Annotated in this window: 22 protein-coding genes; 13 read left to right on the top strand and 9 right to left on the bottom strand. The window is 55.7% G+C overall.

All coding sequences use genetic code 11. From position 1 onward, the window contains the following. Positions 1–140: 140 nt before the first annotated feature. From metX to VOI14_RS11365, 6 genes are read left to right on the top strand one after another with little or no spacing between them, the layout of a single operon-like run. Positions 141–1,289 carry a homoserine O-succinyltransferase MetX gene (gene metX / locus VOI14_RS11390; RefSeq protein ID WP_323752174.1) on the top strand — a complete coding sequence of 383 codons (1,149 nt, stop codon included), beginning with the start codon at positions 141–143 and terminating at the stop codon, positions 1,287–1,289. Then, positions 1,286–1,888: a methionine biosynthesis protein MetW gene (metW, locus tag VOI14_RS11385; RefSeq protein ID WP_323752173.1), complete on the top strand. Its 603-nt coding sequence runs from the start codon at positions 1,286–1,288 to the stop codon at positions 1,886–1,888. The genes metX and metW overlap by 4 nt, the downstream gene beginning before the upstream one ends. Further along, entirely contained in the window at positions 1,888–2,337 is a 450-nt protein-coding gene (locus VOI14_RS11380) for a DUF4426 domain-containing protein (protein WP_323752172.1), read from the top strand. Before metW ends, VOI14_RS11380 begins: the two co-directional genes overlap by 1 nt. A gap of 3 nt (positions 2,338–2,340) precedes the next feature. Then, positions 2,341–2,940 carry an RdgB/HAM1 family non-canonical purine NTP pyrophosphatase gene (rdgB, locus tag VOI14_RS11375; protein WP_323752171.1) on the top strand — a complete coding sequence of 200 codons (600 nt, stop codon included), beginning with the start codon at positions 2,341–2,343 and terminating at the stop codon, positions 2,938–2,940. 3 nt (positions 2,941–2,943) lie between these two features. Next, on the top strand, positions 2,944–4,092 hold the full coding sequence (gene hemW, locus VOI14_RS11370; RefSeq protein ID WP_323752170.1) for a radical SAM family heme chaperone HemW: 1,149 nt from the start codon (positions 2,944–2,946) through the stop codon (positions 4,090–4,092). Next, positions 4,092–4,634, top strand: coding sequence for a hypothetical protein (locus tag VOI14_RS11365; RefSeq protein WP_323752169.1), 543 nt, complete (start codon positions 4,092–4,094; stop codon positions 4,632–4,634). Before hemW ends, VOI14_RS11365 begins: the two co-directional genes overlap by 1 nt. Positions 4,635–4,652: 18 nt before the next feature. Here the strand turns inward: VOI14_RS11365 and trmB are convergent, their stop codons facing one another. The 3 genes from trmB to VOI14_RS11350 all read right to left on the bottom strand — a co-directional run bounded on the left by trmB (position 4,653) and on the right by VOI14_RS11350 (position 7,299). Then, positions 4,653–5,378 carry a tRNA (guanosine(46)-N7)-methyltransferase TrmB gene (gene trmB, locus VOI14_RS11360; RefSeq protein ID WP_323752168.1) on the bottom strand — a complete coding sequence of 242 codons (726 nt, stop codon included), beginning with the start codon at positions 5,376–5,378 and terminating at the stop codon, positions 4,653–4,655. Positions 5,379–5,449: 71 nt separating this feature from the next. After that, positions 5,450–6,985: a YifB family Mg chelatase-like AAA ATPase gene (locus VOI14_RS11355; protein WP_323752167.1), complete on the bottom strand. Its 1,536-nt coding sequence runs from the start codon at positions 6,983–6,985 to the stop codon at positions 5,450–5,452. A 62-nt stretch (positions 6,986–7,047) separates the two neighbouring features. Next, positions 7,048–7,299, bottom strand: a complete 252-nt coding sequence (locus VOI14_RS11350; RefSeq protein WP_114334821.1) for an accessory factor UbiK family protein — start codon at positions 7,297–7,299, stop codon at positions 7,048–7,050. A 369-nt stretch (positions 7,300–7,668) separates the two neighbouring features. Between VOI14_RS11350 and glnK the strand changes: the two genes are divergently transcribed. Both glnK and VOI14_RS11340 read left to right on the top strand, forming a co-directional pair. Then, positions 7,669–8,007 (top strand): P-II family nitrogen regulator, encoded by a 339-nt coding sequence (gene glnK, locus VOI14_RS11345; protein ID WP_091997389.1) that lies wholly within the window; start codon positions 7,669–7,671, stop codon positions 8,005–8,007. A 74-nt stretch (positions 8,008–8,081) separates the two neighbouring features. Continuing rightward, positions 8,082–9,353 (top strand): ammonium transporter, encoded by a 1,272-nt coding sequence (locus tag VOI14_RS11340; protein WP_323752166.1) that lies wholly within the window; start codon positions 8,082–8,084, stop codon positions 9,351–9,353. Between the two features lie 69 nt (positions 9,354–9,422). Here VOI14_RS11340 and speE read toward each other — a convergent pair whose 3' ends face one another. Continuing rightward, entirely contained in the window at positions 9,423–10,304 is an 882-nt protein-coding gene (speE, locus tag VOI14_RS11335) for a polyamine aminopropyltransferase (protein WP_323752165.1), read from the bottom strand. A 137-nt stretch (positions 10,305–10,441) separates the two neighbouring features. Here speE and speA point away from each other — a divergent pair, with 137 nt between their 5' ends. Further along, positions 10,442–12,352 (top strand): biosynthetic arginine decarboxylase, encoded by a 1,911-nt coding sequence (gene speA, locus VOI14_RS11330; protein WP_323752164.1) that lies wholly within the window; start codon positions 10,442–10,444, stop codon positions 12,350–12,352. Positions 12,353–12,355: 3 nt separating this feature from the next. Here the strand turns inward: speA and VOI14_RS11325 are convergent, their stop codons facing one another. After that, positions 12,356–13,402 (bottom strand): AraC family transcriptional regulator, encoded by a 1,047-nt coding sequence (locus tag VOI14_RS11325; RefSeq protein ID WP_323752163.1) that lies wholly within the window; start codon positions 13,400–13,402, stop codon positions 12,356–12,358. A 254-nt stretch (positions 13,403–13,656) separates the two neighbouring features. Here VOI14_RS11325 and VOI14_RS11320 point away from each other — a divergent pair, with 254 nt between their 5' ends. Together VOI14_RS11320 and VOI14_RS11315 are read left to right on the top strand one after the other, a co-directional pair. Beyond that, positions 13,657–14,256, top strand: coding sequence for a sigma-70 family RNA polymerase sigma factor (locus VOI14_RS11320; RefSeq protein WP_323752162.1), 600 nt, complete (start codon positions 13,657–13,659; stop codon positions 14,254–14,256). Beyond that, complete coding sequence (locus tag VOI14_RS11315) at positions 14,253–14,888, top strand: ChrR family anti-sigma-E factor (RefSeq protein ID WP_323752161.1); 636 nt, start codon at positions 14,253–14,255, stop codon at positions 14,886–14,888. Before VOI14_RS11320 ends, VOI14_RS11315 begins: the two co-directional genes overlap by 4 nt. A 39-nt stretch (positions 14,889–14,927) precedes the next feature. On the opposite strand, the gene VOI14_RS11310 is transcribed toward VOI14_RS11315, so the two are convergent. Next, complete coding sequence (locus VOI14_RS11310) at positions 14,928–15,665, bottom strand: SDR family NAD(P)-dependent oxidoreductase (protein ID WP_323752160.1); 738 nt, start codon at positions 15,663–15,665, stop codon at positions 14,928–14,930. Positions 15,666–16,036: 371 nt separating this feature from the next. Between VOI14_RS11310 and tcdA the strand changes: the two genes are divergently transcribed. Both tcdA and VOI14_RS11300 read left to right on the top strand, forming a co-directional pair. Then, on the top strand, positions 16,037–16,843 hold the full coding sequence (gene tcdA / locus VOI14_RS11305; protein WP_323752159.1) for a tRNA cyclic N6-threonylcarbamoyladenosine(37) synthase TcdA: 807 nt from the start codon (positions 16,037–16,039) through the stop codon (positions 16,841–16,843). A 21-nt stretch (positions 16,844–16,864) separates the two neighbouring features. Beyond that, positions 16,865–18,712, top strand: a complete 1,848-nt coding sequence (locus tag VOI14_RS11300) for a sodium:proton antiporter (protein ID WP_323752158.1) — start codon at positions 16,865–16,867, stop codon at positions 18,710–18,712. Positions 18,713–18,734: 22 nt separating this feature from the next. Here VOI14_RS11300 and VOI14_RS11295 read toward each other — a convergent pair whose 3' ends face one another. The 3 genes from VOI14_RS11295 to VOI14_RS11285 all read right to left on the bottom strand — a co-directional run bounded on the left by VOI14_RS11295 (position 18,735) and on the right by VOI14_RS11285 (position 21,797). Next, positions 18,735–19,715, bottom strand: coding sequence for an NADP-dependent oxidoreductase (locus VOI14_RS11295; protein WP_323752157.1), 981 nt, complete (start codon positions 19,713–19,715; stop codon positions 18,735–18,737). 96 nt (positions 19,716–19,811) lie between these two features. Beyond that, entirely contained in the window at positions 19,812–20,897 is a 1,086-nt protein-coding gene (locus VOI14_RS11290) for an SMP-30/gluconolactonase/LRE family protein (RefSeq protein WP_323752156.1), read from the bottom strand. Between the two features lie 108 nt (positions 20,898–21,005). Then, positions 21,006–21,797: an alpha/beta fold hydrolase gene (locus VOI14_RS11285; protein ID WP_323752155.1), complete on the bottom strand. Its 792-nt coding sequence runs from the start codon at positions 21,795–21,797 to the stop codon at positions 21,006–21,008. Between the last annotated feature and the right edge of the window lie 145 nt (positions 21,798–21,942).

Raw genomic sequence — 21,942 nt, 5'->3', positions numbered from 1 at the left:
ACCCTTGGCTGCAGCAGGCGGCACGCGCCTGTTGCAGCAACCACCCCCCGCCTTTAAACTGCCCTATCGGCGCCAGCTTCTGCGCCACCTCAGGCCTATTGCCTGACTCATGTGGACTGGATCAGGATACCAACACACTCATGCCCGACTCCCTGCCTACGGATTCCGTGGGCCTCGTTAGCCCGCAAACCCTACATTTCGGCACCCCCATCGAATTGGCCTGCGGCCAATCCTTGGAAAGCTATGATTTGGTCGTGGAAACCTACGGCACCTTAAATGCCGATGCCAGCAACGCGGTTCTCATTTGCCACGCCCTTAGCGGCCATCACCACGCCGCGGGCTATCATTCTCTCGATGACAAGAAGCCTGGCTGGTGGGACAGCTGTATCGGCCCGGGAAAACCGATCGATACCAACCGTTTTTTTGTGGTTTGCCTGAACAACCTCGGCGGTTGCCACGGCAGCAGCGGCCCCAGCTCCATCAACCCCGCCACTGGCAAGCTTTACGGGCCGGATTTCCCGGTCATCACGGTTGCCGACTGGGTAAAAAGCCAAGCTCGCCTGGCCGACCGTCTCGGCATCAAGCAGTGGGCGGCCGTTGTTGGCGGTTCCCTGGGCGGTATGCAGGCCCTTCAGTGGAGTCTGGATTATCCTGACCGCATTCGGCACGCGGTAATCGTTGCCTCAACGCCGCGACTGACCGCGCAGAACATCGCCTTCAACGAAGTCGCCCGCCAGGCCATCACCTCTGATACCGAGTTTCATGAGGGCCGCTATGACGACGCCAACACCCTTCCACGGCGGGGCTTGATGCTGGCTCGGATGGTGGGGCACATCACTTACCTTTCGGATGCAGCGATGGGTGAGAAATTCGGCCGTGAACTTCGGGAAGAAGCGTTCAAATTTGGTTACGATGCCGAGTTTCAGGTTGAAAGCTACCTGCGCTATCAGGGCGAACGTTTCTCTGAAACCTTTGACGCTAATACCTACCTGCTGATGACTCGCGCCCTGGACTATTTTGACCCGGCCTACGAATTTGGCGGCGACCTGTCCAAAGCGCTCGAACCTGCCCAGTGCGAATACCTGGTGCTGTCCTTCAGCACAGACTGGCGTTTCTCGCCTGCTCGTTCTGAAGAAATGGTGAACGCAATGATTTCCGCTCGCAAGAAAGTCAGTTACGCCGAAATCGATGCACCTTGGGGCCACGATGCGTTCCTGATCCCCACGCCCAGATACACCAACGCCTTCACCGCGTACATGGACCGGGTAGCCCGGGAGGTCGGCGCATGAGAGCGGATCTGGAGATTATTCAGCAATGGGTTCAGCCTGGCCACCACGTACTCGATCTCGGCTGCGGTGATGGCACTCTGCTGCACTACTTACAGCAGGAGCGAAACGCCACGGGCTTCGGTCTGGAAATCAACCCTGACCACATCACCACCTGCATGGGTAAAGGCGTGTCGGTTATCGAGCAAAATCTGGACACTCAAGGTCTGGAAAACTTCGATGATGGCATGTTTGATATTGTGCTGATGACACAAGCCCTCCAAGCCGTGCGCAGACCCGACAAAGTGATTGATGACATGCTACGGGTTGGCCGCGAAGGCATTGTGACTTTCCCCAACTTCGCCCACTGGCGACTGCGCTGGGGACTGACCCTGAGCGGCCGCATGCCTGAATCAGACGCCTTGCCGTATAAATGGTACAACACGCCTAACATTCGCTTATGCACCTTCAAAGACTTCGAAGCGTTGTGCCGACAGAAAGGGATAAAGATTAAAAGCCGACGAGTCGTCGACGGCCAACACCAGAACAGCTGGCTGGCCCGTGCATGGCCAAACCTGCTGGGTGAGATAGCGATTTACCGAATCACACGGGAGAACACCTAATGATTATGCGTTCTGTCACCGGTTTTATTACTCTGATGTTTGGCCTGCTGCTCATGGCCGGCCAAAGCTATGCGGGCGAGAAAGACTTTGGCGAATACCAATTGAACTGGAACGTTTACCCCAGCACCTTCCTGACCCCGGAAGTCGCTAAAGCCAACAACCTCCAGCGCAGCAAGAGCATTGGCGTGGTTAACATCTCCATCATGACCGATAACGAGCACGGCCAGCCTCAACCTATGGGCGGCCAAGTAGAAGGTCAGGTCGCGAATGACATTCAACAGGTTAAGTTTCTGGCGTTCCGCCGGATTCAGGAAGGCGATTCGGTTTATTTCATCGCCCAGTATCAATATCGCCCTGGCGAGTTGATGACCTTCAACATTACGGCACGACCAACAGGCTATCCACAAGGCCTGAAGGTGCGCTTCGCCCACTCTTTGTTTAACGATTAAACCATGCCTCAGAAACTCGTTATCGCCAGCAACAACAAAGGCAAAATTGCCGAACTGACCGACCTACTCAGACCGTTAGGGTTAACCCCGGTCGCTCAGGGCGAATTGGGCGTAGGTGAAGCGGAAGAACCCGCCGTCACCTTTGTTGAGAATGCCATCTTGAAGGCCCGCCACGCCGCCCGTGAAACCGGTTTGCCGGCTCTGGCCGACGACAGCGGCCTGTCGGTCGATGCCCTCGACGGTCAACCCGGCGTGCGTTCTGCGCGCTATGCCGGCCCCCATGCAACCGACGCTGACAATGTTGAAGCGCTACTGGAGGCCATGCAGGATATTCCGGAACCAGAACGTGGAGCCCAGTTTCATTGTGTTCTGGTTTATCTGCACCATGCAGACGACCCCACGCCGATTATCTGCCATGGCCGTTGGCCCGGCCGGATTCTTGGCGCACCGAGCGGCGCAGGTGGCTTCGGCTATGATCCGGTTTTTTTCGCACCGGAACACGATTGCAGCGCCGCCGAACTCACGCGCGAACAAAAAGGCCGCATCAGCCATCGTGGGCGGGCTCTGGCCAGCCTGCTGGTTCAACTCAAGGGCACGAGCTGAACCGTGCCCTCCACACTCCCTGCGGCGGTTTGTCCGCCTCTGTCGCTGTATATCCATGTGCCATGGTGTGTGCGCAAGTGTCCTTACTGTGACTTCAACTCTCACGCTATACAGGGTGACATTCCTGAGACCGCCTACCTCGCCGCTCTACTGGAAGACCTTGAGTACGACCTAAGCTTCGTGCGCGGCCGTCCGATTGAGAGCGTTTTCATCGGCGGTGGAACACCATCGCTCATGACCAGCGACTTCTACCAACGCTTGTTTGAAGAACTTCGCCAGCGACTGACCTTCGCGCCCGATGCCGAAATCACGCTCGAAGCCAACCCCGGCACCCTGGAAGAAGGCCGTTACGAGGGTTTCCGCCAAGCGGGCATTAACCGGCTTTCTATTGGTGTGCAAAGCTTCCATCAGGAACACCTTAAAACACTCGGGCGCATCCACGATGCCGACGCCGCCCACCGGGCTATTGAAACCGCGAAAGCGGCCGGGTTTACCAACTTCAACGTTGACCTGATGCACGGCCTACCCGATCAGACAGCGGAACAAGCCCTGGATGACTTGAAGCAGGCGCTGGATCATCAACCCTCGCACTTATCCTGGTATCAGCTGACCATTGAGCCCAATACCGAGTTTTTCTCCCGGCCACCGGATTTACCGGACGACGACCACCTTTGGGAGATCTACCGGCAAGGTTCTGAGTATCTTCGCGCCCACGGTTTCGATGATTACGAAGTGTCTGCCTGGAGCCTGGCCAACCGGGAAAGCCGGCATAACCTGAACTACTGGCAGTTTGGGGATTATCTTGCGCTGGGAGCCGGCGGGCATGGCAAGATCAGCCTCGCTGATGGCCGTATCATCCGATACTGGAAAACCCGACAGCCGGACGCCTACTTGAACCGTATTGGCTCACGCACGGCGGGTAGCGAGGAGATCGAACCGAAAGATCGGCCGCTGGAGTTCATGATGAACGTTTTACGGCTCAAACAGGGCGCTGAAGAAAAACTGTTCACCGAACGTACAGGTTTACCCCTGACCCCGGTTGAGGTACAACTTGAGCAGTTGCGGAAGCAAAACCTGCTGGTCAGCCACCGGATACAAACCACTGAGCAAGGCCAGCGCTATCTGAACAGCCTGTTGGAGCAATTTCTCTGATGGCCCCGGCCCGACATCCACTCAAGCGCCCCCCTGGATTAACTTTGGTGGCTTCGATTGCGCTCAGTGCAGCCTTGTTCGTTGCGCTTCTCGTAATGAACCAGCCACTGAAAACAGCCAGCGCTCCGCAAGGTATGGTCAGTTTCCAGTTGGCGGGGACCGCCCAGCAAGCACAAGCGATTCTGGCCAGCTGGGCCCCGGACAGTCTGTCTCTCGCACGCACCTCGCTCTGGCTCGATTTTTTGCTCATCGCGGCCTATATGGCAACGCTGCTTCAGCTGACCCGGAGATTTTCGGTAGACCGTCCCGGCGTCCGAGAACGGATGGTCACCAAATGGGTGCGCACGCTATTTCTGGTGGCTGGCGCCAGTGATGTGGTTGAAAACATTGCTCTACTGAACAACTTCAATCCCCCGGACAACAGCTTGAGCGTGGCAGCCAGTATTTTCTCGCTGATGAAATTCACTGGACTGTTGCTCGGTTTGGCGGGGCTGATCATCGTCCGCGCTTCCCGCCGGCAACCATTAACCCCGGCCTCTTAAAGCCGGGGTTCGCTGAGCTTAGTTGGTGCGGTGATATAGTAAGTCCCAAACACCGTGACCCAGCTTTTCGCCACGTTGCTCAAACTTGGTAATCGGACGATCGTCCGGGCGCGGTGCATAACCGCCCTGCTCTTGCGTGTTTGCAAAACCTTCCGAGGCGTCCATCACTTCCACCATGTGCTCGGCATAGTTCTCCCAATCCGTGGCCAGGTGCAGTACACCGCCCACACGCAATTTATGGCGAATACGCTGCACGAACTCCTGCTGCACCAGTCGACGCTTGTGGTGCTTCTTTTTGTGCCAAGGATCAGGAAAGAACACCATCACACGGTCGAGCGAGGCATCCGGCAGGCACAGGTCGATAACGTCATTGGCATCGATGTTGTAAACCCGAACGTTTTCCAGCCCACGATCTTCAACCTCTTTAAGCAAGGCGCCAACACCGGGCAGATGCACTTCCACACCAATAAAGTCCTGCTCAGGCGCAGCTTCCGCCATATCAGCCAACGAGCGCCCCATGCCGAAACCGATTTCCAGATTCAGCATGCTGTCGCGGCCAAACACTTCCCGGGGGTCAATCACGCCGTCTTCCCGAGCCAGCCCGTACTTCGGCCAGCTCCGCTCGAAGGCTTTTTTCTGGCCTTCGGTCATCCGGCCTTGGCGTAACACAAAGCTGCGGACGCCGCGGCGCGTGGTAATCGGGTTTTCACCGTTGGAATCTTGCGAGTCGTTCTGGTCGGGCATTTGTTGTCCTCAACCGCCACTGCGGATCTGATTGCTGAAATTTACCGGACAGTTTAACAGAGTCCGGGGCATCAAGCGGAGACCAAAGCACCTTGTCCTTGTTGACGATCCAACTGGCGATACCCCAGCGCTTCAATCAGGTGTTGTTGAGACACAGTTTCGTGCCCGTCCAAATCGGCCAAAGTACGCGCCACACGGAGAATCCGGTGCAGTGCCCGCGCCGACAAACCCAACCGCTCCATCGCATGGGCCAATAACTTTTCGCTGCTGGCATCGATACGGCAGGCCTGATCCAGCACTTTACCCGCTAACGAAGCATTCAAGCTGCCACGCTGACGCTGGAAGCTTCTGGCATTCATCACCCGCTCTTTGACACCGGCACTGCTCTCGCCGGATTCTCCTTGACGAAGCAGAACATCTCCAGCCTGCACCGGCACCTCTACGTGCAGATCAAACCGGTCCAATAATGGACCAGAGATCTTGGACCGGTAGCGCATTATCTGACTGGGCGTGCATTGGCATTCAATATTGGGATGGCCACTGTAACCGCATGGGCAAGGGTTCATGGCAGCGACGACCTGGAATTTTGCCGGAAACGTGACTTGGCGAGCGGCGCGACTGATGGCAATTTCGCCGGTTTCCATGGGTTCGCGAAGGACTTCCAGCACGCGCCGCTCAAACTCTGGCAGCTCATCGAGAAACAGCACCCCGCGATGGGCCAGCGAGATTTCTCCCGGCCTTGGACTACTTCCGCCACCGACCAGAGCCACCGCTGAGGCAGTGTGGTGGGGCGAACGAAACGGCGGCTGACGCCAACCCCCGGGCTGCAGCGGGTGCCCTGCAACTGAATGAACACTGGCTACCTCCATGGCACAGGCATCGTCCAGCGCCGGCAATATCCCCGGAAGACGGCTCGCCAACATGCTCTTACCCGTACCCGGCGGTCCGAAAAACAACAGGTTGTGACCACCTGCCGCGGCAACCTCCAGCGCTCGACGAGGCACCTGCTGCCCACGCACATCGGCAAGATCAGCCACATTTTCGCCGCAGGCCGTTTGGCCAGCCGCTGTGTCAGGCTTCGGCACCGGCACCAGTTTCGCCCGCCCAGTCAGATGTTCGCAGACCGTCAGAATGTGGCTCGCCGCGAGCACATCATTCTGACTCGCAAGCGCAGCCTCTTCCGCGTTGTCTTGCGGAATCAGAAGCGAACGCCCCGCCTCACGGGCCGCCAGCACCGCGGGCAACACACCTTTCAACGGACGCAAGGCGCCATCGAGAGACAGCTCTCCCATAAACTCCAATGTTGTCAGGCTGTCAGAAGGGATCTGACCCGAAGCGGCCAAAATACCCAATGCAATGGGCAGGTCAAAGCGGCCACCTTCTTTCGGGAGATCTGCAGGTGCAAGATTGATGGTGATCCGGCGGGCGGGAAACTCAAAACCGGCATTGAGCAATGCACTACGAACACGGTCTTTACTCTCGCGGACACCGGTTTCCGGAAGACCTACAATGGACAGTGCCGGCAGACCGCCCGACAAATGCACTTCAACCGTTACTTCAGGGGCGGACACGCCTATGCTGGCGCGCGAATGGACAATAGCTAGCATAATCACCTTCCATGGTGGACTGATCGTTTTCGGGCGCATCCTGCGCCCACATCACGAGAGGGTTACGACTGAGCTTTTTGCTCCAGCTCGGCTACCCGCTTCTCCAACGCTTCGACTTTCTCACGAGTTTTCATCAAAACGGCTTGCTGCCCTTCAAACTCTTCACGAGTGACCAGCTCCAGCTTGGACAGCACAGACATTACCGTCGCTCTGGCCTGGGTTTCAAAATCTTCACGGGCGGCCCGTGCCATATCCGGAACAAACTGACCAAATTGACCTTGTAGTTGTGCGAAGAAATCTTGGGGGCCTTTCATGTCATACCTCGTGAAATCGATCTTTCTGCTCGATCAGGCGAATTGCCCGCCGAATACTAACGAAGCCATCAGTGTATCACACCGCTGCCCCTGCCATACTGCACCCGATCGGCATTATAATAAACGCTAAGCCGTGCCCCTTGACGGCTCTACCTTGTGTCAGAATGGGGCGTAGCGCCCCAAGTTGGTGCGCACAATTGCGTCATTTCGGAACACTCAATAACTAACAGATTGTTTTTACTGTAATTTTTTGCGTTGGCATACCTGATGCTAAACCTAGTACACGATCCGCACAATTGATGTGCGAGGTGGCAGCATCCCGAACTCAACAACTCAAATAGTTGAGATAGCTTTACCAAGGAGAAAGCAATGAAACTTGTGACAGCGATCATTAAGCCTTTCAAATTGGATGATGTCCGTGAGGCACTATCCGAAATAGGCGTGCAAGGCGTAACCGTAACGGAAGTTAAAGGTTTTGGGCGCCAGAAAGGCCACACCGAACTCTACCGTGGCGCGGAGTACGTGGTGGACTTCCTGCCAAAAGTAAAAGTTGAGATCGCCATCGGCGACAACCTGCTGGATCAGGTAATCGAGTCCATCACCAAGGCAGCCAATACTGGCAAAATCGGTGACGGCAAGATTTTCGTGACCGAGCTACAACAAGCGATCCGAATCCGGACCGGCGAGACGGGCGAAGAAGCCGTTTGATAGCGGCCTAACCCCAGATTCAGCCAACGCAAAAAAAACTAAATACCTGACGGGCCTTGTGCGGAGGGCTTCCTATGGAAAGCAATATTTTTCACCTGCAGTATGCTATTGATACCTTTTATTTTGTAATATGCGGCGCATTAGTCATGTGGATGGCCGCTGGCTTTGCCATGCTAGAAGCCGGCTTGGTGCGCTCCAAAAACACCACTGAAATTCTTACCAAAAACGTTGCCCTGTTTGCGGTTGCCAGCACCATGTACATGGTGTGCGGCTACGCCATCATGTATGGCGGCAACCTGTTCCTATCCGGCATCGCCGATGTCGATGTGAACTCCGTGCTGGGCGATTTCGCCAGCCGTGAAGATGGATTTGAAGGCGGCTCCATCTACTCGGGCGCCTCTGACTTCTTCTTCCAGGTCGTGTTCGTAGCTACCGCTATGTCAATCGTCTCCGGTGCAGTTGCTGAGCGCATGAAACTGTGGGCATTTCTGGCGTTTGCAGTGGTCATGACCGGCGTCATCTATCCGCTGGAAGGTTCCTGGACTTGGGGCGGCCAAGATGTGTTCGGCCTGTATAACCTGGGCGACCTTGGATTCAGCGACTTTGCTGGCTCCGGCATCGTACACATGGCTGGTGCTGCCGCTGCTCTGGCGGGTGTACTCCTGCTGGGTGCTCGAAAAGGCAAATACGGCGCTAACGGTGAAATCCGCGCCATTCCGGGTGCAAACATGCCACTGGCCGCTTTGGGTACCTTGATTCTGTGGATGGGTTGGTTCGGCTTTAACGGCGGCTCAGTCCTGAAGCTCGGTGATATCGCCAGCGCAAACTCGGTAGCCATGGTGTTCCTGAACACTAACGCCGCCGCAGCCGGTGGTGCTATCACAGCCTTGGTTGTTGCCCGCATGCTGTTCGGCAAAGCCGATCTGACCATGCTGTTGAACGGCGCGATCGCAGGTCTGGTGGTGATTACCGCCGAACCTTCAACGCCAAGCGCTTTGACCGCAACCCTCTGGGGCGCTCTGGGCGGTGTTCTTGTTGTGTTCAGCATCGTCGCGCTCGATAAGCTGCGCATTGATGATCCGGTTGGTGCAATCTCTGCCCACGGTGTTTGTGGCTTCCTCGGTCTGCTGCTGGTGCCTGTCACCAACGGTGACGCGACCTTCAGCGGCCAGCTGATTGGTGCTCTGACTATCTTCGTCTGGGTATTCGTCGCAAGCTTGATCGTCTGGAGCATTCTGAAAGCCGTAATGGGCATCCGGGTCAGCGCTGAAGAAGAGTATGAAGGCGTCGACATTGCGGAATGTGGCTTGGAAGCCTATCCCGAATTCGGCAGCAACAAGCAGTAACGCTGCAAGCAAAATCAAAAAGGGCGCCATCTGGCGCCCTTTTTTGCAACAATTTTAACCCCTACTCAATCAGCCCTCTTCCGGCCTTACCTGATCTTCCAGTGCATCAATCATGAATTGGGGCATGGCCAACGCACCATAATGTATACCCGCATTGTAATAGCGAGTCACAAACGGACGATCATTAACGTCTTCTTCGCGGAAATACTTCAGCGGATTATCCTTGCTTCCCATGGTGCAGCTCCACCAACCAGTGGGATACACCGGCTGTGGGAACGGCAAGGTTTGCACATGGCTGAAGCCCGCCTTGCGCATATCGGTGTGGATATCCTTGATGATCGATTCGGTGTGCAGCAGAGGCGACTCACTTTGCTGAACTACGATGCCACCATCCCTGAGCGCGACCATCGCATCGCGATAGAAATCCAGAGCAAACAGGCCCTCCGCTGGGCCGACGGGGTCAGTGCTGTCGATAATGAGCAAGTCGATGCTGTTTGGTTCCACTTCCCGCATCCACTGCACACCATCCCCAAAGAAGAAATTGGCCCGTGGGTCAGCGTTAGCTTCGCACAGCTCCGGGAAGTACTTTTCGGACATGCGGGTGACTCGCTCGTCAATCTCCACCTGCCAAGCTTCCTCCACACCCGGGTGCTTTAACACTTCTTTCAGAGTGCCGCAGTCACCGCCGCCGACGATCACCACTTTCTTCGGGTTTTTATGGGTGAACAACGCTGGATGCGTCATCATCTCGTGATAAAGGAAATTGTCACGAGTGGTCAGCATCACACAGCCATCAAGCACCATCAGGTTGCCGAAGGTCTCGGTTTCGTATATTTCGAGCTTTTGGAACGGTGTCTGCTCCTCATGGAGCTTGCCCTTTACCTGCAGGGAAAAGGCCGTGCCCTCATCCTGGAATACCTCGGTAAACCAGCCTTCATTCAATGCTGTCATTTCTCTCTCCAACTGTATGCCGCCGCACCGCGCCCAGGCATCTCGAAAGAGGCGTATTGTAGGGGCAGCAGTCAGCTCCTACAATGCAGCCTTTAACGGTTTTCCCGCCGACCGGGTTTCCTGACAGGATAGCAATAATGGCAGAATCTACCGCATCACCTGCACAGAAGGTTTTCAACATCGCTCACTGGAGTGACGGCTATATTTCCGTCAATGCCGAGGGTGAAGTGGAGATCTGTCCAGACCGGGGTCGAAGTCCGGCCCACATCAATCTGCCGAAGCTGACACAGTCGCTTGCCGAAGCCGGCCTTGCTCTACCCGTGCTGGTTCGATTCACGGATATCCTTCACGACCGGGTTAACAAACTCTGCGGCGCTTTCAACAAGGTGACCAACGAACAAGGTTACCAGGGCCGATACACGGCGGTTTACCCCATCAAGGTCAATCAACAGCGACGGGTCGTCGAAGAACTGGTGGCCGCCGAACCTGCCGCATCGGCCAATCAAATTGGTCTCGAAGCGGGCAGTAAGCCCGAACTCCTCGCTGTATTGTCCCTCGCTCGCAAAACCGGCTCGGTGATCGTGTGCAACGGCTATAAAGACCGCGAATACATCCGACTAGCGCTGATCGGCCAGAAGTTGGGACACCGAGTGTTTATTGTTGTAGAAAAGCAGTCGGAATTGCCGCTGATTCTGGAAGAAGCGAAGAAACTTGAGGTTTCACCCTTAATTGGTGTGCGAGCCCGCCTGGCCACTATCGGAAAAGGTAACTGGCAAAACACCGGCGGTGAAAAATCGAAGTTCGGGCTGTCCGCCAGCCAGATACTGGAAGTCGTCGACACTCTGAAACAGGCCGGCGCCCTGGACACGTTACAGCTACTGCACTTCCACCTGGGCTCGCAGATTGCCAACATCCGCGATATTCAAACCGGACTGAAAGAGTGCGCGCGATTTTACAGTGAGTTGCGTCATCTGGGCGCGCCCATCGGCACGGTCGACATTGGCGGCGGACTGGGCGTGGATTACGAAGGCACCCGCTCTCGCAGCAGTTGCTCGATGAATTACACCGTCTTCGAGTATGCCTACAACGTGGTGCACGTCCTGCAAGCTGAGTGCGACCGCTTAGGCTTACCTCACCCGGATCTGATCAGCGAATCCGGCCGAGCCCTGACTGCGCACCATTCGGTGTTGATCACTAACGTGATTGACCGAGAAACCCCCATTCACCGTGAAGTCTCGGAGCCGGCGATCACCGCGCCAGCCCCGCTACAGGATCTATGGCGTGACCTGCGCAGTCTACAGGATGACCAATGCCCTCGTTCGTTGGCTGAAATTTACCACGATGTGCTGCATGCCATGACCGATGCGCACGCCCAGTTCGCTCACGGCCTCTTGTCGTTAACCGAACGCGCTCAGGCCGAAACGTTGTACACCCGCTGCTGCCGTTTGATCCGAGGCCAGCTTGATAGCGCCAACCGGGCGCACCGGGAGATCATCGACGAGCTGAACGAGAAGCTGGCCGAAAAACTGTTCGTGAACTTCTCCCTGTTCCAGTCACTGCCGGATGTCTGGGGTATTGACCAGATTTTCCCGGTCATGCCGATCAACGGATTGAATCGGCCGCTGAACCGACGCGCGGTGGTGCAAGATATTACCTGCGACTCGGATGGACGAATTGACCAGTACGTGGATGGCCAAGGCATAGAAACCACCCTGCCCTTGCCAGAGCACAACCCGGACGAGCCGTTGTTAATCGGTTTTTTCATGACCGGCGCTTACCAGGAAATTCTGGGCGATATGCACAATCTGTTTGGTGACACACACTCGGTGGATGTGCGCCTGAATGAGCATGGCGACTATGTCATCAGCGAACCCATCACCGGCGATAGCGTTGCCAAGGTACTGCGATATGTGAACTTCGAACCAAACCATATCTTGCAGACGTACCAACGCAAATTTCAAGAGAGCAGCCTCTCCCCTAAGCTACAGAAAGACCTGTTGGCCGAACTGGCGGCGGGACTCGACGGGTATACCTATCTGGAAGAGTAGTCCTCAGGCTAAGCGATCGGTGTGCAAACTGCGCCATGCAGACGGCGAAATACCTTCCCATTTGCGAAAAGCGCGGCTGAAATTGGACGGATCACTGTAGCCCAGTCGCTCGGCGATCTCATCAATGCTCATCTGGTCGTTACACCGCATCAGCTTCAGAGCGCGGTGATGACGAACACGATCTTGCAGATCCTGAAAACGTGCGCCTTCAGAAACCAGCTGTCGGCGCAGCGTTCGGGCTGACACGTGCATTTGCGCGGCCACGTCATCCAACCCCATCAAACGCCCATCGCGAACGGATTCCAGCAAACGCACTACCTGTCCAGTCACCGAGGTAACCATCTGCAACTTACGGGCTTGAACCTCACACTCGGCTTCCGCCACCCTCCGCGCCACCGGATTTGCCAGCGGCATAGGCAACTCCAGACAGCTCTTATGGAAACGCAGCTGATTCACCCCCGAGTCAAAGCAGATAGCTTCACCAAACAGCTTGGCGTACTGTTTCCCCCCCGCTGGCCGCGGATACTTCACCCGACAGCTAGCCCCCTCGAAAATACGAGGACCCACCAATAAATGACTGACATCCAGCAACGCCGCCAGGAACACTTCCAGGTTGAAGCGGTACAAGTCGAGCAAGTCATGCACCGTATCCATTTCAACGACGGCCTCGTCACCGTCAACCGACAAATCCATGGTCAGGTATGGGAAACGGATGTGAAGATACTTCATCAGCACATGGATCGCCTGCCCCAGAGTGTCACAGCTGATTGCCGCCTGAGACATGGCACCGTGAGTGGTAAACTTTAGCTGTCCACCAAATTCCAGCCCCAATCCCGGATCACCGGTGAGGTCCAGCGCCTGCCGGCACAGTTTGGAAAACTGGTTGCCGGTAACAAGATTTTCCGGATGGCTCAGCTGGCTATTCCGGATACCCGCGGCCACAAGCAAGTCAGCACGCCGAACGCCCTTTTGTTCCGCAAGCTGGCACAAAATATCAACGTAATGCGCCCGCATGACCGGCTGCGCACCCTGACTGGAGGTGGGATTCATAACGTGGTTATCGGCTGTTCCGTGACGCCCTTATCGAGCTGATTCCAGAAAGACTAGCCCCAACTTAACCGGCCAACAATTACCCCTGTGACAGCACCCACCCGACAGCCCGGCCAGCCAGCCTTGAAAAACTTTGCCAATCAACGATCCAGTTCACTGCCATCTGCGTAAAACAATCACTGACAAAAACGTGGTGAGTGCATAGAATCATGACCGTAGCCAAAATAAATCAAGCGACAGTCAAGGAGCGTCCAGTGACCACACTGGAACAGCAGCCAGCGAAAAATGAGGGTCGTAAAGATCCATGGGGCGCTCTATTGGAAAAAGTGGGGCGGAATCAGGACAAAGCCGCCTACCAATCGCTGTTCGAGCACTTCGCACCTCAAATCAAGTACTACGCCATCTCCAACGGCATCGCCAGCCATGCTGAAGAGCTCGTTCAAGAGGTCTTTATTGCAATATGGCGACGTTCCAGCCTCTACGATTGGCGCAAGGCCGCGGCATCCACCTGGATTTTCACCATTGCTCGTAACCAGCGCATTGATATGCTGCGCAAGATGCAACGCAGAAGCGCCGAAATGGCAATAGAAACGGAAGACCTGTGGCAGATCCCGGGCGAGCACGACGAGGAACCGGTAAGTTCCCTGCACCGACTGACCTCAGAACGCCGGATTCGAGACTCGTTGAGCCAGCTGCCGCTCGAGCAGGTGACGGTGATTGCCAAGGTCTATATGGAGCACAAATCACACCAGATGGTGGCCGACGAGCTCGACCTTCCCTTAGGCACAGTGAAAAGCCGCGTCCGCCTGGCATTGAACAAACTGAAAGTGATTTTGCAGGACCAGAACGTATGACTCGACATCATCCGGACAGTTTAAGCCTAATGGAGTACAGCGCAGGCAATCTGAGCGAACCCCACGCCCTGTGCATTCGCTTGCATCTGGACCAGTGTGGTCATTGTCGCAGCCGAGTTGACACTTTGAACAGCTTGGGCGCTGTGATGATGGGTCAGCAACCTGACGTCGCCGTCTCGGACACCAGTTTCGAACAGCTGTTGGCACGCATCGAGGAAGCGCCAGAGGCCCTTCCCGAACAAAAACCGCGGTGTATAAGCCCACTTCAAAAATTACTGGGTGAAGACATTAACGCGCTGCCCTGGAAGCGGCAATTGCCAGACGTCAGTGTTGTCGATATCAGCGACAAATTTCCCGGCCAGAAAGAGCGGGTGATTCTCCAGAAACTGGCTGCGGGCGGGAAGGCTCCGGCCCACACCCATCGGGGTACTGAAACCACCATCGTCCTGCAAGGCGCCTTCTCCGACTCAAACGGCGTATTCAACCAGTGGGACTTCGTGGTTCTGACAGATCAAGATGTGCACAAACCGGTGGCCATTGGCCATGAAGACTGCATTACACTCTCGATCCTGAGTGCACCACTGAAGCTCACCGGTCCCTTTGGACGCTTGCTAAACCCGTTTATTAGCTAAGCCGCTGACACTGCAGACTCCCCCCGCCTGCAGTGTCGCTTACCACGGCAAATCTTGCCCATCCCAACTGATAAACCGCCCGTTATCCGCCTCAGACACATCCGAAAGAATCCCATATAGATGCGTCGCTGTCGCATCAGGCTCATGCACGGTCAATTTCGCCAGCGACTGGCTAAACGGTTCGCTCAAGACCGAGCGCGTGGTGCCCGGATGCAAGGCAACGCATGCTATGGGCGAATACTTCCTGGGCAACTCGACCGACAGGTTCTTCACCATCATATTCAACGCGGCTTTTGAGCATCGGTAGGCATACCAACCACCGAGCTGGTTGTCACTTATCGAACCCACCTTTGCCGACACAGCTGCCACGCGGGTCAATTGCTTGCCGCGAAACCAGGGCGCCAGCGTCTGAACCAACAGGCCAAAACCGACACAATTCACTTGAAACGCCCGGAGCAGGCTAGCCTGATTAATATCCTCCACCCGTTTTTCAGGGGCGATGTCGCCGTCGTGAAGCAATCCCGTCGCGTAGATCAAAGAAATTTGCCCGTGCGCCGACTCGAGTAGAGCTTCCACGTCCGGATGCTGAGTCAGGTCCAGCGGAAGCTCCGCCTGCCAAGCAATCAGATGCACTCCAGGATGTTCCCTGAGCCGTTCGCCCACCTTATCCAGATGCCGGGCCAGCCCGATCAGCGGCTCGTCCGGCCGCTCTGTCAGAAACCGTTCAGCAAGCGCACTGCCAATGGCCCCGGAAATCCCAGCAATGACAACGGTCATAGTCCTATCTCCTGAATGAATACCCACTCTGTTTTTGTGTTATACGCGCAAAGGCACCCATCAGCTTGCTGTCAGGCCTCACCAAAGAGCCTGGCCGGAAATGACCGATTAATGGCAGCTTTTGACCTTCAATACAACTGTCGGACAATGAATACTGAAGACGTTGATTAGTGTCTCTGAACTAGTCCAGCCCAACTTTTCGAGTTGGGTGTCTTCTTTTAACCACGCTCTTGCGTGGTTTTTTTTATCCTAGATAAAGCCTACCGTCATTCCGGCCAAGAGGGCACTACCGCATAGCCCCACCACAGCCCCTGCGTTACAATCCTTACGTTTCTAGCACAATACGCTCCATCCAATACCAAGAGCCCCGAATGAACTCTGACTCCCAGCAGCCTGACGATTACAATTTCCGCTTTGGTGGTATAGAACGACTCTATGGCCGTAAAGCGCTGACCGCCTTCCGGAGCGCTCACATTGTGATTGTGGGCTTGGGGGGCGTGGGCTCCTGGGCTGCTGAGTCGTTGGCCCGAAGCGGCATTGGCACCATTACGCTGATCGATATGGATGACATTTGTGTCTCCAACACCAACCGCCAATTGCACGCTTTACAGGGCCAATACGGCCAAACCAAAACGGATGCCATGGCGGAGCGGCTACGGGCCATCAACCCCCAAGCTGATATTCGCGTGCACTTTGGTTTTCTGACCACAAAGAACGTGCAGGAATTAATTTCCGATGACATCTCCGGGGTGGTGGATGCGATCGACAGCGTGAAAGCCAAAGCCAGTCTGATTGCGCACTGCCAACGCCGAAAAATCCCTGTGGTGGTTGCCGGTGGTGCGGGGGGGCAAATGGACCCCACTCAAATTCAGGTGGCCGATCTCAGCAAAACCACTCAAGATCCTTTGCTGGCAAAAGTTCGCAACCTGCTGCGCCGTGAATATAATTTTTCTCGTAACCCAAAGCGCCGTTTTGGCATTGAAGCCGTATACTCACTGGAACAGCTGACTTACCCGGCTCCCGATGGTGAAGTCTGCCATCAGAAACCCGCTACGGAAGGCCCGGTCCGACTTGATTGTGCCTCAGGCTTTGGCGCTGCCAGCCCGGTCACTGCGAGCTTCGGTTTTTTTGCAGCCTCCAGACTCCTTAATCGAATTGCTCGCCGAGCCAACGTATAAATTATTCAACCGGAAGCCCATATGGCCGCTAGTACTGCTCTAATTCTCGCCGGTATCGGTGTTACTTCTCTGTTTTGCCAATGGTTTGCGTGGCGCGTGCGCATGCCTGCCATCCTGTTTCTATTAGCGGGGGGCATTATCGCCGGACCGGTGTTGGGGTTTCTGCAGCCCGAGGAAGTCTTTGGTGATCTCCTGTTCCCGGTAATCTCCCTTGCGGTCGCTATCATCCTGTTTGAAGGCAGCCTGACGCTCCGCTACGACGAGATCAAAGGTCACGGCAAGATGGTACGGAACCTCGTGCCCGTTGGCTCCATCGTCACCTGCGCCATCGGCACCCTGGCTGCCCGCTGGATTCTGGGCGTGTCGTGGGAAGTTGCGCTCTTGTTCGGGGCAATTTCCGTGGTCACCGGCCCCACCGTGATTGCGCCGTTATTGAGGGCGGTCCGACCCACTGCCAAGCTCTCCAACATCTTGCGCTGGGAAGGCATTATTATTGACCCGGTCGGTGCACTGCTGGCGGTTCTGGTCTTTGAAGGCATTGTTTCCTGGGGCCAGGGCAACGTCTTCGGCCACTCACTGTATATTTTCGGTAAAACGCTGGTTGTCGGCTTTCTGATAGGCGCTATCGCTGGCTACCTGAATGGTCAGGCCCTGAGAAAACACTGGCTACCCGAGTACCTGCATAATGCGGGCACACTCACCTTCATGCTCGGCGTTTACGCTATTTCCAATGAGATTGCCCATGAATCCGGCCTATTAACGGTTACCGTGATGGGGATCTGGATGGCCAATATGAAGCGGGTTCCGATCGACAGTATTCTGGAGTTCAAGGAATCCCTGAGTGTTCTGCTGATCTCCGCTCTGTTTATCATTCTGGCAGCGCGGGTCGAGTTCTCGGCCATTATCGATCTGGGCTGGGGGCTGGTGGCCGTTCTGGCCTGCCTGATGTTTATCGCCCGCCCGATCAGCATTTTCCTCTCCGGTATCGGGACATCGGTGAGCATGCGCGAAAAGCTGTATCTGAGCTGGATCGCGCCCCGCGGCATTGTTGCCGCGGCGGTCTCCGCGCTGTTCGCCTTCCAGTTGGAGAGGCTCGGATATGAAGGCGCTGAAGCTCTGGTACCGCTGGTGTTCATGCTGATCATCGCCACCGTGACGTTGCAGAGCCTCACGGCCCGGCCGATCGCACAACTTCTGGGCGTGAAAGAGCCGCCAGCACACGGCTTCCTGATCCTGGGAGCCAATCCCATTGCTCGGCTGATTGCGCAATCGCTGAAAAAACACGAAATCCCAGTCATGCTCTCAGACACCAACTGGGAGAACGTACGCCAATCCAGAATGGAAAACTTGCCGGTGTACTTTGGCAACCCGGCCTCTGAACACGCCGCAACTCATATGGACCTGACGGGCATTGGTAACCTGCTGATTTTGTCCCCGTACAAGCAGATGAACAGCTCGGCCACCTACCATTTTATGGATTGGTTCGGCGACAACTCTGTTTTCGGTTTAACCGAGGGGGATCAAGATCAGAGAGCTCGTCTGCAGACTGCGGGCAAAGTGCAACGTACCAGAGGGATTTTTGATGGGGTGAGCTACGCGAAACTCGCCAGTTTGGTCAGCCAAGGCTACAACGTCAAAACCACCCAGCTCAGCGATGAGTTCAGCTATGAGCAGTTTCTGGGGCAATACCAGCAACAGGCTCTTGTGCTGTTCGTCATCGACAGCAAAGAGCACATTTATCCAGTGAAAGATATGGATTCGCTGGAACCCGAAGCCGATTGGCTCTTAATCAGCCTGGTGCCGCCGCAGCCTCAAAAAGATCGGGACAGCAACGGCAACCAGAGCTCAGAGGACAAGACTGACGGTTAATGTCGCAGCCTGAAGCAGCAGGCTAGCGGCAATCGAGCACCAATTTGCCTCGAACATGACCTGCTTCCAGCAGGTCATGAGCTTCACGCACCTGCTCCATCGCGAACACTTTTTCGACGTGCACGCGCACGTCTCCGTCTTCGATCAACTCGGCAATTTCTTCGAGATGGAACACATCAGGGCGAACACGCATACCGTGGGCACGGACGCCCATAGCTTCAGCAGCGCTGACAACGTCATCCGCGGTGACCGTCGGTATGGTGACCAGAACTCCTGATGCTCCCAAGGTGTGAAGGGAACGTATGCCGGCCTCGCCCCCGACCAGATCCAAAACCAGGTCCAAGCCGAAGCACTCATCAGCAACGTCCATCGTTTTGTAATCAATGACTTCATGGACACCAAACTCCGCCAAAAAGTCACGGTTACCTGCGGAAGCAGTGGCGATTACATGAGCGTCACGAGCCAATGCGAACTGGATCGCGAAGTGGCCAACCCCACCGGCGCCAGCGTGTATCAGTACCTTTTGGTTAGGCTCCAAACGGGCAATTTCAAACAATCCCTGCCACGCGGTGAGCGCAGCCAATGGCACACACGCTGCGGTGACCAAGTCCAGTTCTTCCGGGACGATCGCCAGTTCGTCGGCACGGGCAACCGCAAATTGCGCATAAGCACCGCCCGCCACGGGAAACCCAATCATCCCCATCACCCGGTCGCCCTTCGCGAGGGTCGTGACATCGTCGGCTACGGCAACCACCTCTCCGGCGGCATCGTAACCCGGCCCCCACGGCAGGCCATTTTCAATCTGGGTGGCCACAAAGCCCAAGCCCAAGCGAGTCTTCCAGTCGATGGGGTTCAACCCGGCTCCGTGAACACGAATCAGCACCTCGCCTTTGCCGGGTTCAGGAATCGGCGCGTCGATTACCTGCAGCACATCACTGCCGCCAAACCGGTCGTAAATCACTTGGCGCATGGTTTCAACTTCGATTCGTTCCGAGGGATCCATGGGCGTCTCCAGACAGCGGTGTATCAGGTGCCAACTAAGGCGATCGTGTTCAAGTTCAGCCTAGCAGAATTTCCACTCAGCGCGTTTTCAGCGCGCTCATGGTGTGTCCCCGATATCGGGAATGGCCTGCAACGACAGTTTTCCGATACGGTCATTATGCAGTGAACCGAAATACAAGAACCCGTTGTGAGGGTTCACCGAGGTAATTTCCTGCAAATGCTTACCGGTGGTGTCATGCAGGCTAACCAACGCCTTGCCGGCTGCATCGAACGCAAGGACCAGACCATACTCTTGCGGCTTTGGTTTTAAACTGTCGGGCAGTTTCGCCACCATATCCTTCATCCAGGGCTTGGCGTGCATCGCATCGATCTGGGCGTTTCGCAGCGTAGGGAATGCGACCCAATAACGGCCTTCGTGATCGATGGCGAGATTATCCGGAAACCCTGGCAGATTGTCGGCGAACACTTCCGTCCGGCCGGCGTCAGGGCCCGCTATCCAGTGTTTCAGAATGCGATATTTCCAGGTTTCATTCACCAGTACGTAATCGCCTTCAGGCGAAACCGCAACACCGTTGGGGAAGTACAAATCGGCAAGCAGCACTTCTGTTTTCTGAGTTTTCGGGTCATACCGGAGCAAGCGGCCATGGGGGCGCATTTCCAAGAGGTCCAGCATATAGTCCTGCTGGCCGAAGCGAGAACTGGCATCGGTAAAATAGATCTGGCCACCGGGCGCAACGATCACATCGTCGGTAAACCGAAACGGTGTTCCTTCAGCCTCCCGGGTGAGCACGGTGATGGTGCCTTCCGGTGAAACCGACAGCAATCCCCTACCGGAATCAGCAACCAGCAGGTTGCCCTGATGGTCCATCACCATCCCCAACGGCCGGCCTCCGGTTTCCAGCCAGTTATCAACCTGACCATCCGGGTGCACGCGAATGATTCTGCCATCCTGAGTACCGGCATAGAGCACACCATCGGCACCGACTGTCGTATCCTCCGGGCCGTACACCCGGCCTTTCGCTAACAACTCCGCTTGGCGCAATTGTTCATTCGGGGCATACACACCGGTCATCGGCGGCGGAGTTGGCGCTTCCCAGGCTTGGCTATCCACAGGGGACGGTGTCAGCAAAAAACCACCGCATAACAGGAACAAAGCCAGCAAACCGATTAATAACCACTTCATGATGTACAACCATTCGTTTTTATCATTGTTCTTCCTCAAACGTCCCGAGTGCTTATAAAGCCTCCATAACCTTAGCAAAGATCGAGGATATCTTGGGATGATCGGTGATCACTGCTCCAAAAATTGCCGACACATGGTGGCAAAGGTATCTGCTTTTTCCGCATGCAGCCAATGGCCTGTGCCCTCAATGATTTTGAGTTCGGCGTTGGGAAACAAGCGTCGAATCGTGTCTTGGTGCTTGTTCTGAATGTAAGCGGAATCCGCCCCTTTGATAAACAGAACCTTGCCTTCATGGGGACCGTCGCCTTCCGGCGCAGCTGCAAGATGGGCGTAACTGCCATCGATTACGGGGAGATTCAAACGCCAGCGGAACAGCAAGTCCTCTTCCGCGCTCTCTTCTTTGGGAATGCGCTCCAGATTTTTCAGCAGAAACTGGCGCACGCCCGGTATCTCAACGTACTCAGCCAAACGTGCATCCGCCTCGGTGCGCGATTTCACACCCCGCAGGTCGAGGCTTTTCATGCCTTCAAGAATGGCATCGTGGCGTGCTGGATAGGTGACGGGGGCAATATCAGCAACGATGATCGCTTGCACACGTTCTGGGTAACTCAAAGCTACCTGCATAGCCACTTTACCGCCCATAGAATGGCCAAGGAGGCGAGCTTTTTGGATGCCTTTAGCATCCATATAAGCAACCACATCTGACGCCATCGCCGGATAATTCATCTCATCACTATGGGAAGAACCGCCATGATTGCGCTGATCCAGAGCGTGGATTTGCCAATGATCTTCCAGGCGGCGGGCGATGCCTCCCAGGTTTTCCAGCGAACCAAACAACCCGTGCAGCAGGATCAACGGTTCGCCTTGCCCGGATATCCGGTGATTCAGTTCAACACTCATAGTGGGTCAGTCTCCGGCTCATAAAATGTAGCCAACTACATTACCATTGCCAGATATCGGGGCAAGAACAAATTTTGGCAGGTAATCGCCCACAAAAAAGCCGGGCATCTAGCCCGGCTAAAACCATGTCGTCCGCATGCCTGAT

The organism is Marinobacter sp. (genome assembly GCF_034669625.1).
Classification (GTDB): Bacteria; Pseudomonadota; Gammaproteobacteria; order Pseudomonadales; family Oleiphilaceae; genus Marinobacter.
Note: the sequence above shows the minus strand (reverse complement) of the source record. Positions and strands in the feature narration are given on the sequence as shown.